The sequence below is a fragment of the Paenibacillus sp. MT86 genome, assembly GCF_058792535.1.
Genome location: NZ_CM179499.1, coordinates 4,321,925 through 4,335,357, shown reverse-complemented (window position 1 = coordinate 4,335,357; position 13,433 = coordinate 4,321,925). Strand labels below are relative to the sequence as shown.

The following is a 13,433-nucleotide window of genomic DNA, read 5'->3' as shown; positions in this document are numbered from 1 at the left end:
AATTACTATGAATATTGCATTTATCGCGCATGACCGCAAAAAAGAGGAAATGGTCAATTTCGTTATCGCTTATGAAAATGTATTCGAAGATCATAAATTATACTCGACTGGAACGACGGGAACCCGGATTATGGAGCAAACCAAACTCAGCATTCACCGTTTTGCCTCGGGACCGCTGGGCGGCGATCAGCAGATCGGAGCTCTTGTGGCGGACAATGAGATGGACCTGATTATTTTTCTGCGGGATCCGTTGATGGCACAGCCTCATGAACCGGACATCAATGCACTCCTCCGTTTGTGCGACGTGCAGGGAATACCGCTTGCTACCAATGTGGCGACGGCTGAGATTCTCGTCAAGGCGCTGGACCGCGGCGATTTTGCATGGCGCGAACTCGTTCATAAATATAAACCGGGTGTGGATAGCTGATGAACACCAAACTGGACATATTAATCTTCGGAGCACATGCAGACGATGCCGAGATCGGAATGGCAGGAACGATTGCAAAGCATACGGCAGCTGGGCTGTCGGTCGGGATCTGCGATCTCACGCAGGCGGAAATGTCGTCGAACGGCACCGTCGATCTTCGCAAGCAGGAGGCAGAGCAAGCTGCCGGTATTTTGGATCTCAAGGTCCGAACGAATCTGGGGCTGCCGGATCGCGGTTTGTTCGTGACGCCGGAGCATATTGAACGGGTAACGGCCGAGATTCGCAAGTTTTCTCCTTCTATTGTATTTGCTCCCTACTGGGAGGATCGCCATCCGGACCATGTCGCTTGCAGCCGGTTGGTTGAGGAAGCGGTATTCAATGCCAAGCTTCGCCGATACATGCCCGAGCAGCCGCCGGTTAAGGTGGACGAGCTTTATTTTTATTTCATAAACGATATCGGAAGAACGGATTTGGTCGTTGACGTTACGGAGCATTACGGCGTTAAGGAGCAGGCTTTGTCTTGTTACCGTTCCCAGTTCGAGAAGGCTGAAGAAGATGCAGTCTCAACCCCGTTGACCGAGGGGTACATCGAGCGTGTGCGGGCCAGGGATTCACTGCTTGGGGCGCGCAGGCTTATTCCTTATGCAGAGGGCTTTGCTTGTAAAAGTCCGTATGTTGTTCATCTATTCGGCCCCAAGCAGGCATAATATATAGAGGCGTACATAAAGGAGGCCTGACATGAATCAACAACCATTAAAAATCGGCATTACCTGTTACCCATCGCTCGGCGGGTCAGGAGTCGTGGCGACCGAGCTGGGCAAACTCCTCGCGGAGCAAGGCCACCAGGTTCATTTTATCGCTCACAGCATTCCGTTCCGATTAGGAACTTTCCATAAAAATATTTTTTATCATGAAGTTGAAGTAAACGACTATTATGTGTTTCGTTATCCCCCATATGACCTTTCGCTGGCGACCAAAATGGCTCAGGTGGCAAAAATGCAGCAGCTTGACGTGCTTCATGTGCACTATGCCGTGCCGCATGCCGTATGTGCCTTCTTGGCCAAGCAGATGGTCGGAGATCAGCTGAAAGTCGTTACGACGCTCCACGGAACCGATATTACGGTGCTGGCGCAGGACGAGTCGCTGAAGGATTTGATCCGGCTTGCCATTAATGAAAGTGATGCCGTTACCGCCGTTTCTCAGGATCTTATTCGTGAGACGAGGGAGCTGCTGGATATAAGCCGTGACATCGACCTTACCTATAATTTCGTGGATCCGCGGGTGTATTATCCGCGGGATTCGAGATCGCTGCGTAATGATTATGCCGATCCGAACGAAAAAATCATGATGCATATTTCCAACTTCCGTCCCGTGAAACGGGTGGGCGACGTATTGGAAATATTCGCCCAGGTGCAGGAGCAGGTACCCGCTAAACTGCTGTTAGTCGGGGAAGGGCCAGAGCTTCCGAAGATCCAATGCCGGATCAATGAGCTGGGGCTTGGCAGCAAGGTGCATTTTCTCGGCAAACAAGACGAGATTGCCCATGTGATCTCGATGGCGGACGTGCTTCTGCTCCCATCCGAGAAAGAAAGCTTTGGCCTGGTCGCCCTGGAAGCAATGGCGTGCGGAGTGCCAACGGTCGGATCCACGGCAGGCGGCATTCCCGAGCTGGTTACCCATGGGGAAACCGGGTATCTGGCTCCAATCGGAGACACGCATTCGATGGCTCAGCACGTGCTTGAAATATGTAAGGATGAAGCCCTTAGCGAACGGCTGCGCAAGGCATGCCTGCAGCGCTCCAAAACGATGTTCTGCAATGAATTGATACGGGGCAAGTACGAGGAAATCTATTACCGAGTATTGGGACGGGAGGTTAGCGAGCTGAAGCCGGTTTGCGGCTAAGCTCGACCCTCTCGTTGTTTTTCGGATAAAAGGAACGGGAAACTATGGCAGATATGTATAATTCGATTCGATGGCGCAACGCGGACCCCGACATGGCCGAGCGGAGTGCGGATGTGATCCGTACTCTGCTTCGGCATGGACATGAAGCGTATTGGGTCGGAGGCTGTGTCCGTGATGAATACATGGGGCGCAGGGTCAGCGACATGGATATTACCACCTCCGCCTTGCCGGAAGTCACCTGTTCCGTCTTCCCCAAAGTAATTCCAACAGGAATCAAGCACGGAACCGTGACGGTGCTGATGGAAGGCCAGTCTTTTGAAGTGACGACATATCGGGTGGAGAGCGGTTATGAGGACCATCGTCATCCGACGGAGGTCGCTTTCGTCGGGGAAGTGAAGGAAGATTTGAGGCGTCGCGACTTCACCATGAACGCAATGGCCAGAGGAATTGACGGTTCCTGGGTTGACCCCTTCGGCGGACGAGAGGATATTGACCGGAAGGTGATTCGCTGCGTGGGCGATGCCCGTGTTCGTTTTCGCGAAGATGCCCTGCGCATGGTGCGCTGCATCCGTTTTGCCTCCGTGTTCGGTTTCTCCATCGCACTCCGTACATGGAGAGGGATCCTCTCGGAGAGAGACACCTTAGGATGGATTGCGATGGAACGCATCCGCAGCGAATTCGAGAAAATTCTGGCTGGGCCGTCCCCGCTGCGCGGATTGGAGATGTTTGTCCGGAGCGGACTGCATTCCCGGATGAAAGCGCCCTTTCCCTATACCACGCATGATAGGAAGACGATCGAAGCCATGGAGCGGATTGAACCGGACCATGCGACGATCCGTTGGTCCTTGCTCCTGCTCGGATGCGGCATTACAGCTCAGCAAGCAGAGGAGCTGCTGCGATCATGGACCTTCTCCAATAAGCAGCGTGAATCCATCGTGAAACTGCTCTCGCTGCATGAATCCTATCTGCAGCAACCGAATGCGGGCGATGCCGAAAGCAGCAGGCTTAAGTGGATCAGTCTAGTCCTTGCCTACGGGGTCGAGGCAGCCCAAGGATGGCTGGAAATGCAAACGGCTTTGCATCACGCGGGAGCGTCTTCTGCTCCCCTGACCTTCATCCGGCAGCTTGACGTGTGGCTGCAGGATCTCCGGATCCGCAGCTTGAAGGATTTGGCCATCACCGGCAGCGAATTGCTTGAGACGCTGGGCAGACGCGGAGGCCCATGGCTTGGGGAACTTCTCGGGCTGCTGCTGGGGAAAGCGGCGGCAGGTTTGATTAACAACGATAAGGAATCGTTGATTGAAGAAGCAAAGCGGGTGGTAATTCATAATGAAGGATCATGATCAAGACAACGCACTTTTGAAAATGTTCCAGGAGAATGCCGGTCAGTTTCTGTCCGGGGAAGAGATTAGCCGAAAATTGTCCATCAGCCGGACGGCCGTATGGAAGCAGATCAATAAGCTTCGGAATGCAGGGTATGATTTCGAGGCCGTTCCGCGGCTTGGCTACCGCATGTTGGACGAGCCGGACCGACTGAGCTGGGATCAACTGACAGCGGGCATGACCAGTCGGTACTTCGGCAAATCGATCAAGCTGCTGGACAAAACGACGTCAACTCAGGAGGATGCCCGGCAGTTGGCAGAAGAAGGGGCAGCCGAAGGCACGCTTGTCATCTCGGAAGAGCAGACAGGCGGCCGGGGCAGAATGGGAAGGAAATTTCATTCCCCGAGAGGCAAAGGCATATGGATGAGCCTGGTGCTCAGGCCGAAGCAGCCGCTGCATCTAACCCAGCAGCTTACCTTATTGACAGGCGTGGCGGTATGCCGCGCCATCGCTAAATCCGCCGGCGTGCAAACCGACATCAAATGGCCGAACGATATTCTGTATCAGGGCAAAAAGGTTTGCGGCATTCTGCTGGAGTCCGCAACCGAAGATGAAAGAGTACGCTACTGCATTGCCGGCATCGGAATCAGCGCGAATCTGAAAGAAGCGGATTTTCCAGAGGAATTGCGGAACGTTGCGACGTCGATTCGCATCGCCGGCGGGAAAACCGTCAACCGGTCATCTCTGATCCAGTCCATCATGACGGAGATGGAGGTTTTATACGAATTGTACAACGAGCAGGGTTTCGAGCCCGTAGCCTCGCTCTGGGAAGCTTTATCCGGTACGGTGGGCCGCGAGGTTCAAGTACAGACGGCCCGTGACCGTTTTAGCGGGATTGCGACGGGACTCAACCAGGACGGCGCTCTGTTGGTCCGCAACCAGCATAATGAACTCGTTCCCGTGTATTCGGGCGATATTCTTTTTAATACCAGGTAAATGAAACATGGTGAAATCGGAGCTGGAATTTGATATACTACAACTATAGAGGCGGTATCGCCATGAGCGAATTGCACTCTGCAGCAAATGGGAATTATGATTTAGAACACCTTCATAACTGTTATGCCGGTTACGTTGGATTCTGCTCTGAGCCGAAAGGACCGAGACAGAAGGGACGATCGCGAGTGACTCTTTTTTGCCTTTCGGACTTTTTAGCAAGTACGTGCTAAAAGGTTTTTTTTATTGTGTCTAACTACATCACACAGGGAGGCTGTGTCACAATGGCAGGCAAACAAGCACTGAACATCGTGAAACTGAAGAACATGAAGAAGAAGGGCGTACCGATCACGATGCTGACCGCGTACGATTATCCTTCCGCCAAGCTGGCGGAAGAAGCGGATATTGATATGATACTGGTGGGCGATTCCCTCGGCAACGTCGTGCTGGGTTATAACTCCACGATTCCCGTCACGCTGGACGACATGGTGTACCACACGCGCGCCGTCGCTCGCGGAGCCGAGGATACGTTCATCGTAGCGGATATGCCGTTCATGACTTATCATGGAGGCATCGATAAAAGCTTGCGCGGCGTTCGGCGATTGATGCAGGAAGGTCATGCGCATGCCGTGAAAATGGAGGGCGGCGAAGAAATCGCCGATACCGTAAAACGGATCGTACAATCCGGGGTCCCGGTGCTGGGCCATATCGGTCTGACGCCTCAGTCGGTAAACCAGATCGGCGGCTACCGGATTCAAGGCAAGGATGCCCAAGACGCGCAGCGGCTCATGAACGATGCGAAGGCGCTTGAAGCGGCCGGCGCATTTGCTATCGTGTTGGAGCTGGTTACGGAAGAAGCGGCTGCTGACATATCCAAAGCGCTGAGCATCCCGACCATTGGCATCGGCGCCGGTCGTTATTGTGACGGCCAGGTGCTGGTATTCCATGATATATTGAAATACGCGTCCCCTTATCGGGACAAACGCTTCGTGAAAACCTACGCCGATGTCGGCTCCGTTATCCGCGAGGGTATCACGCAGTATGTGAAGGAAGTGAAGGACCGCGCATTCCCTGCCGAGGAGCATGTGTTCAAGACGGAGAACAATGCCGGTTCCGAAACGACAACGGCATTATATGGAAGCCAAAAGGAAAAGGTGGGCACGACATCATGAAAGTGATTCGCAGCATTGCGGATTTAAGATCAGAGCTTCGGGACCGGCTGGAATCCGGCAGAGGCCCGGTAGGTCTCGTGCCTACGATGGGTTATTTGCATGAAGGACACGCCAGCCTGATGCGCAAGGCGCGGGAAATGTCAGGCACGGTGGTCATCAGCATCTTTGTCAATCCGATTCAGTTCGGACCGGGCGAGGATTATGAAACTTACCCACGGGATGAAGCGCGTGACCTGGCGTTGGCGGAATCCGAAGGGGTGGACGTGGTATTCATTCCTGCGGTAGAGGAAATGTATCCTCAGCCGACCAAAACCAAAATTGCCGTAGCTGAAATTACGTCATTGTTGTGCGGGGCCTCCCGCCCCGGACATTTTGACGGTGTCACCACGGTTGTTAATAAATTGTTCAATATCGTAAAGCCCGACTATGCCTTCTTCGGGATGAAGGATGCGCAGCAGGTGGCCGTCATAGAACAAATGGTACGGGATTTGAATATGGATGTGACCATCGTGCCATGTCCGATCATTCGCGAATCCGACGGCCTTGCCCTAAGCTCGCGGAACGTGTATCTGAAGCCGGAAGAGCGGGAACAGGCGCTTGTGCTGTCGGGCTCGCTGCGGACGGCTCAGGAGGCAATCCGGCAGGGACAAGCGACGACGGCAGGAGAGATCCGCGCTCATCTTCGGGATTATATATCCCGTTCTCCGCTCGCTGATATCGATTACGCGGAATTGCTCACCTTCCCGGAGCTTGCGCCCGTGGAAGATTCATACCGCATTGTGGATGAAGACAGACCCGTCATCATGGCGCTGGCCGTGCGTTTTGGCCGCACCCGTCTCATTGACAATGCATTACTTCAACCAAAAGTAGGGGGATCCCATGTTTAGAACGATGATGAAATCCAAAATCCACCGCGCAACGGTGACGGAAGCCAATCTGAACTATGTGGGCAGCATTACCATTGATGAGGATCTAATGGAGGCTGCAGACCTTCTGGAGAATGAAAAAGTTCAAATCGTGAACAATAACAACGGCGCCCGTCTGGAAACGTACGTAATCAAAGGCGAGCGCGGCAGCGGCGTCATCTGCTTGAATGGGGCAGCCGCACGGCTCGTACAGCCCGGCGACAACGTCATTATCATTTCTTATGCCATGATGTCCAAAGAGGAATACGACCATCACACCCCGACGGTCGTGATCGTCGACGAATCGAATAAGCCGGTTACGACGGAGTATCGCGAAGTTCACGCCGCCATTCTCTGAAGAACCAAAATGTGTCGGGACCCTAAAGGGATGAAAAGACCGTCTTCTACAGAAAATGAGTTCAGGTCGACGCACTGATCTCATTTTTCCGCTAAGGGTGGGATGCAGCTATGTTTCAACATGTATTCGCCGAAATGAACAACATGTTAGATGAAATTGTGAAGCATTACCCTTCTGCTCAAGGTCCCCAAAAACAGGCGCTGGTACAAAACTGGAACATGCTCAAAAGCATGAGCGAGGGCATTATCGAGGAGTGGCTGCATTTTGAAGAAAAAATGGCCATCTTCCGCGAGAGTGCAGCGTCACCTCCGGTTTTTCCGCCGACCGAAGCGCCTGAATTGCAGCTGGATGCGTTCGTTCGCGGTCAAGGTTACTACAAGCTGTTGATGTTCCAGCCGGCCATACAGCAGTTTGAGGCAGCCGCTGCGGTATTTCCGGACAGCCTTCTGATCAAGTTGTACATTGCCATGTCCCATCTGTATTTGGGGCAAACCGCCCAAGCATCCGACGTACTGATCTCCATCCTGCCCCTGGCTGACAACAGAAAGCTTCGGGCGATGATCTACAATGCGCTTGGATGCATCGAGGTGTTGAATGGACAGCAAGCAAAGGCCGAGGAACATTTTGCACTGGCAATTCATAGCGATCCAACGCTTCCCGACCCCATGATCAACCTGGAGGTCTGCAAGCAGAATCGCGGTGAGCTCCAGTACGGCAGCCAATTGATCTCTTTGCTGTAGAAATCAAGCCACAACAAGAAGCGATGCCAGAGCTCACCTTGAGACTTTGGCATCGCTTTTTGCGTACGGGAGCGGTACAGAAAGCCAGGGGATTTTTTACCCGGAATGTTCAAAACCCGCAACTTCTGGTATGCTGTTAATTAGTCTGGAGGAAAGGGATTTTATCGAAATGAAATTTGCCGTATTGGATTTTGAAACCACGGGCAACCAGTCTGCAGATGAAATCATTCAGGTTGGACTGGCCATCATCGAAGAGGATCGAAGCATATCCCGCGTATACGGCACCTATGTCAATCCCGGGATTCCGATCCCTCCTTTTATTACCGGTTTGACCGGCATTTCCGACAGTGATGTAGCGGATGCTCCGTCATTGGAAGAAATGATGATGGAGCTTGTGCCCATGCTCGACGATGTCGTATTGGTTGGACATAACGTCGCTTTTGATTTTAACTTTTTGCAAAACGCGCTCGATCGCTGCGGCTATTTACCGTTCAGCGGCCGTATTCTAGATACGATGCACTTCTTAAAAATATGCTTTCCCTCGCTCCCGTCCTACCAGCTCGGGATGGTGTCCTCTCATTTCGGCCTGGAGCATGACCGTCCGCACCAGGCGGACAGCGATGCGCTTGCCACAGCCTATGCGCTGCTGAAATGTTTGGAGGAGATCGACGAGCTTCCGCTGCTCACCATTCAGCGTTTAAGCGACCTGTTTGCCGACGAGGACAGCGATTTGGCCTGGTTCTTTGACGGCATTCGTTCCGACAGGGAGCACCGAGCCGTACAAGCGGGAGACACCCATACGTACTACCGCCAGTTTGCCTTGGCGGTGGATGATTGGAACGATATAGCACCTGTCAGAGATGAGACGGAGCCCAACCCTTTGGCCGATGTAAGCTTCGAGCAATACATGAACGATGTCCGTGAACGCCTGAAGGAAACGCTGCCTCATTATGAGAGCAGGGATGCCCAGGACATGATGTTCCAGGAAGTGATGCAGGCGCTGGATGACAATAAACATCTATTGATCGAAGCGGGCACGGGAACCGGCAAATCCCTTGGATATTTGCTGCCGTCGATCTATCAAAGCGTGAAGCAGGAACAGAAGGTTATGGTGAGCACGCATACGATCAACCTTCAAGAACAGCTGCGTGACCGGGATATTCCCCTGCTCACCCAGGTTGTTCCTTTTCCTTTTAAGGCGGCCATTTTCAAGGGCAGGGGACATTATTTGTGTTTGAGAAAATTTGAACATAAAATAAATAGAAGAGATTTTCATTCCCCGAAGGAAGACGTAATCACGGCGGCCCAGATGCTGGTCTGGCTGACCCAGACGGAGAACGGGGATGATGAAGAGCTAAACCTTGGCGGACGCGGAGGGGATTTCTGGGAGACCATATCCAGCGATTCGGATTCTTGCCTCGGACGCGCCTGTCCTTGGTTCCGCAAATGCTACTATCACAGGGCCAAGCATGAAGCAGGCATCGCGGATGTCGTCATTACGAACCATTCGAAGCTGTTCACCGACGTGAAGGCGAATCATCAGCTGCTGCCAAGCTATGAGCGCCTCGTCATCGACGAAGCGCATCATCTTGAGGATGTCGCCGGCAAGCACCTTGGCTTGCAGATGAAGTATTTTTCGGTGGTCCATACCTTGACCCGTTTGTACAAAGACAGCCGAAGCGGGCAGCTCCCGGCTCTGCGCCAGCTGCTGCAAGCTTCGCCGCACGAGAAGGCAGTCGAATGGTCTTCCGTCATCGACCGTTTGTATCCGGACCTCATTACCGCAAAAGAGAACTGGGATCGGCTCAGCGATCAATTGTTCGGACTGCTTCCGGAACGCGGAGACGCTTCTCCGGGAGATGCCGGCCAATTCTCGCTCCGCCTGTCCCCGCTTAAGAAGCCGAAGGATTGGGATTCGATGGCCGAACTGGAGCATCAAATTCATCTGACGCTGGGCGATGTCGTGCGCAAGGGCGATAAGCTGATCGCCGAAATGAAGGAAGATTTGGATGACTACAGCGCGGACAGCCTGTTAACCGACCTATCGGGCCTATTTAAGGACCTGGCCTCGCATCGCGAAGACCTGCGCTCCTTCATGGCCCTGAACGATGAGGGCACGGTATACTGGATGGAGGCGAACGGCAATTTCCGCAGCAAATCGCTGCAGTTGTATGCCGTGCCCGTCGACGTGAGCGCTCATCTGAAGGAATTGTTTTTTGACAAGAAACAAAGCGTGATTCTGACATCGGCGACCTTGTCGGTGGACAAATCGTTTCAGTTCATGATCGAAAACCTGGGTCTTCAGGAAGCGGCTGAAGCGGGGAACCTGAACACGGTTCAGCTCCCGTCCCCGTTTAATTACAGGGAACAGGCCCTTCTTGTCGTGCCGCGCGATTTTCCGAGCGTGAAGGGATCGGTCGGGGATGCACTCTTTGTGAATACGCTCGTGAAGTCTTTGGCCGATACGGCCGTCGCTACGCATGGCCGCATGCTCGTCCTGTTCACTTCGTACCGGATGCTGCGCCAGGTGCACGAGCCGCTGAAAGAAGCGCTGGCATCAAGCGACATCACGGTATTGGGACAAGGTATGGACGGAACCAGCCGTACCAAGTTAATCCGAAGATTTCAGGACAGCAGCGCTTCCGTGCTGCTGGGCACCAGCTCCTTCTGGGAAGGGGTAGACATCCCGGGTGAGGCGCTGACTTGTCTTGCCATCGTCCGGCTGCCGTTCCAGCCGCCGAATCACCCCTTGGTCGAGGCCAAGAGCGAACTGCTGCAGCAGCAGAAGAAGAATCCCTTCATGAAGCTTTCGGTTCCGCAAGCGGTCATTCGTTTCAAACAGGGGTTTGGGCGTCTGGTGCGAACAGCACAAGATAAAGGGATCGTGATCGTGTACGATACGCGGGTCATTGAATCCTATTACGGGAAGTATTTCTTATATTCCTTGCCGGGGCCGAAGATGGAGCATATGCCGACAGAGGGGATCGTTCCCCGAATTTCGGAATGGCTGCAGGAAGAGGCAAGCGCGGGAAACCAAGCGGAATAAAGTGAAACCAAGCACGATCAACAAAAAAAGATGTAGTTATTAACCTATTATTAGGGGGAGCATGCATGAAATCGGAAAAAATTTCGGAAGCCGTGGTCCGCAGATTACCTGTATACTTGCGCTATTTGAATGAGCTTCAGAAGAGGGAGGTTTCCACGGTTTCCTCCCAGGAGCTGGGACAGAAGCTGGACCTCAATCCTGCTCAAATTCGTAAGGACCTGGCGTATTTCGGTGATTTTGGACGGAAAGGGATCGGATATGATGTTTCTTATCTGATCGAGAAGATTCGCCAGATTCTGAAGCTGGACCAGAAGATCAATGTCGCATTGGTCGGGGCCGGTAATCTTGGACATGCATTATCGAATTACAATGCATTCCTGAAGGATAATATGAAGATTGTGGCGATTTTCGATTCGTATTCTCCCAAAGTTGGTATGAAAATTAACAATTTGGTCGTACAGCCGATGGAAGAGCTGGAGAAGACGGTTCATGAGCACGGCATTCGAATCGGGATTATTACCGTTCCGGATTTCGAAGCGCAGAACGTAGCGAATCAGCTTATCGCCTCAGGGATCGAGGCGATTCTGAACTTTGCGCCAACCATCCTGAAAGCCCCAGCCCATATCCGGATTCATACGGCTGATTTTACAACGGATTTGCAAAGTTTGGCCTATTATTTGGATAACGGCAAGGAGGATGCAGCACATGACAACAACGAAGTGGATGGTTAAGAACGGAACGTTTGCAGTACTGGAGGAAGGCCAATCCGTGCTTCGCGGATACCTGGTGGTTGAGAACGACCGGATCACGTACCTGGGCGAGGAGGAGCCCGTCGTGGAAGAGGGGACAGAAATTATCGACGGAACCCATCTGTTCTTCCTGCCCGGATTGGTGAACACGCATGGACATGCCGCCATGTCGCTTCTTCGCGGCTATGGGGACGATCTGGCACTGCAGGTATGGCTTCAGGAAAAAATGTGGCCGATGGAAGCCAAATTCACGTCAGACGACGTATATTGGGGCACATCGCTCTCCGTGCTGGAGATGATCAAGGGCGGAACCACGACGTTTGTGGATATGTATGACCATATGGATCAGGTCGCGAAGGTTGTCCAGGACTCGGGAATGCGCGGCGTCCTGACGCGCGGCGTAATCGGTTTATGCCCGCCCGAGGTACAGCAGCAGAAGCTGGATGAGGCGGTGGCATTCGCGAAGGATTGGCATGGCAAGGCTGACGGCAGAATTACGACGATGATCTCGCCGCACGCGCCTTATACCTGCCCGCCGGATTTCATCGAAAAATTCGTTCAAGCATCCCATGACTTGAACCTGCCTTTGCATACCCATATGTCCGAAACGGAAACTGAAGTGGCTCAGAACGTTAAGGATTACGGGCTTCGCCCCGTTGCCCATTTGGAGAAGCTGGGCATGTTCTCCCGTCCTACGCTCCTTGCGCATGCCGTTCATCTGACCGATGAGGAAATCGAAGTCTTGGCCAAGCATCAAGTAGCCGTATCGCATAATCCCGGAAGCAATTTGAAGCTTGCCAGCGGAGTCGCCCGCGTACCTGCGCTGCTGAAAGCCGGCGTAACGGTGTCGCTCGGTACCGACGGACCTGCTAGCAACAATAACCTGGATATGTTCGAAGAGATGCGGCTGGCTGCCCTGATCCATAAAGGAGTAAGCGGGGATCCGACGGCCATTCCGGCCTCCGAAGCGCTCCGAATGGGCACGGTATACGGAGCCAAGTCCGCTTTCCTTGAGGATATCGGTATGCTCGCGGTTGGGATGAAGGCCGATATGATCGCATTGAATACGGATCAGGCGCATTTCCTTCCACGGACCGACTATATTTCTCACGCGATCTACTCTGCCAGCGCGAAGGATGTAGAGCATGTATGGGTTGACGGCAAGCAGGTGGTGAAGAATGGCGCGAGCCTTACTCTCGACGAGGAACGCATCCGCCGGGAAGCGCAGCGTGCATTTGAGCGTCTTACAACCCTCTAGGGAATAATCAAGGGGAGCGAGGAAGACGGATTTGAAGAAAAAAACGAAGTGGATATTGCTGAGCGTGTCCGGCGTCCTGCTATTATTGCTTGGCCTACAGCTCTATTATTCCTATGTTATGAAAGATACGTGGAATGAAGAAAGAATGGCGATCCTTGCAGCGAAACAGCATGGCCAATTGGTCTCGTCCGACAAGACCTATAAATCGGTATGGGGCGAGGACAATAACTATTGGGTGGTCAGCGGGAAAGATAAAGACAATCAAGACCGCATGGTCTGGGTGAAGTTTACGGACGATAACGTTCCTGTTGAAGGGACAGATGCCGTTCAGTCGGTGTTATTGAATACGGGCATGTCAGAGGCCGTGATGCGGGACCAGATCCGTAACGAAATGCCGGGTGCGGTCATCAAGCGATTGCTGCCGGGAATGTATGAAGGCGAGTATGCCTGGCAGCTGCAATATGAAAACAACGGTCAGCGCGGCTACAGATTCTATCGTTTTCAAGACGGAAACGCCATCGGAAATGATATTATTCTTCCTAATCAATAAGAAAACAAAT

At 52.9% G+C, this 13,433-nt stretch carries 13 protein-coding genes; all 13 read left to right on the top strand.

Annotated features, from left to right (window positions below; genetic code table 11):
• The first annotated feature begins 7 nt into the window (after positions 1–7).
• Positions 8–427, top strand: coding sequence for a methylglyoxal synthase (gene mgsA / locus AC3RCL_RS19200; RefSeq protein ID WP_015734554.1), 420 nt, complete (start codon positions 8–10; stop codon positions 425–427).
• Entirely contained in the window at positions 427–1,134 is a 708-nt protein-coding gene (gene bshB1, locus AC3RCL_RS19195; protein ID WP_036665612.1) for a bacillithiol biosynthesis deacetylase BshB1, read from the top strand. Before mgsA ends, bshB1 begins: the two co-directional genes overlap by 1 nt.
• Before the next feature lie 31 nt (positions 1,135–1,165).
• Positions 1,166–2,329 carry an N-acetyl-alpha-D-glucosaminyl L-malate synthase BshA gene (gene bshA / locus AC3RCL_RS19190; RefSeq protein WP_015734556.1) on the top strand — a complete coding sequence of 388 codons (1,164 nt, stop codon included), beginning with the start codon at positions 1,166–1,168 and terminating at the stop codon, positions 2,327–2,329.
• A gap of 44 nt (positions 2,330–2,373) precedes the next feature.
• Positions 2,374–3,672: a CCA tRNA nucleotidyltransferase gene (locus tag AC3RCL_RS19185; protein ID WP_192572464.1), complete on the top strand. Its 1,299-nt coding sequence runs from the start codon at positions 2,374–2,376 to the stop codon at positions 3,670–3,672.
• Positions 3,659–4,648 carry a biotin--[acetyl-CoA-carboxylase] ligase gene (locus AC3RCL_RS19180; protein WP_492531395.1) on the top strand — a complete coding sequence of 330 codons (990 nt, stop codon included), beginning with the start codon at positions 3,659–3,661 and terminating at the stop codon, positions 4,646–4,648. The genes AC3RCL_RS19185 and AC3RCL_RS19180 overlap by 14 nt, the downstream gene beginning before the upstream one ends.
• A 281-nt stretch (positions 4,649–4,929) precedes the next feature.
• Positions 4,930–5,817, top strand: a complete 888-nt coding sequence (gene panB, locus AC3RCL_RS19175; protein ID WP_492531393.1) for a 3-methyl-2-oxobutanoate hydroxymethyltransferase — start codon at positions 4,930–4,932, stop codon at positions 5,815–5,817.
• The gene (panC, locus tag AC3RCL_RS19170; protein ID WP_492531391.1) at positions 5,814–6,704 is read left to right on the top strand and encodes a pantoate--beta-alanine ligase; all 891 of its coding nucleotides are present in this window, start codon (positions 5,814–5,816) and stop codon (positions 6,702–6,704) included. Before panB ends, panC begins: the two co-directional genes overlap by 4 nt.
• A complete protein-coding gene (panD, locus tag AC3RCL_RS19165) occupies positions 6,697–7,080 on the top strand; it encodes an aspartate 1-decarboxylase (RefSeq protein ID WP_015734561.1) in 384 nt (127 codons plus the stop codon). The genes panC and panD overlap by 8 nt, the downstream gene beginning before the upstream one ends.
• A gap of 110 nt (positions 7,081–7,190) precedes the next feature.
• Positions 7,191–7,820 (top strand): hypothetical protein, encoded by a 630-nt coding sequence (locus AC3RCL_RS19160; RefSeq protein WP_009595155.1) that lies wholly within the window; start codon positions 7,191–7,193, stop codon positions 7,818–7,820.
• A 169-nt stretch (positions 7,821–7,989) separates the two neighbouring features.
• The gene (dinG, locus tag AC3RCL_RS19155) at positions 7,990–10,866 is read left to right on the top strand and encodes an ATP-dependent DNA helicase DinG (protein ID WP_492531388.1); all 2,877 of its coding nucleotides are present in this window, start codon (positions 7,990–7,992) and stop codon (positions 10,864–10,866) included.
• Between the two features lie 65 nt (positions 10,867–10,931).
• Positions 10,932–11,597, top strand: coding sequence for a redox-sensing transcriptional repressor Rex (locus AC3RCL_RS19150; RefSeq protein ID WP_009595150.1), 666 nt, complete (start codon positions 10,932–10,934; stop codon positions 11,595–11,597).
• On the top strand, positions 11,572–12,873 hold the full coding sequence (locus AC3RCL_RS19145; RefSeq protein ID WP_096773303.1) for an amidohydrolase: 1,302 nt from the start codon (positions 11,572–11,574) through the stop codon (positions 12,871–12,873). Before AC3RCL_RS19150 ends, AC3RCL_RS19145 begins: the two co-directional genes overlap by 26 nt.
• 31 nt (positions 12,874–12,904) lie before the next feature.
• Complete coding sequence (locus tag AC3RCL_RS19140; protein WP_192572459.1) at positions 12,905–13,423, top strand: cell wall elongation regulator TseB-like domain-containing protein; 519 nt, start codon at positions 12,905–12,907, stop codon at positions 13,421–13,423.
• The last annotated feature ends 10 nt before the right edge of the window (positions 13,424–13,433 follow it).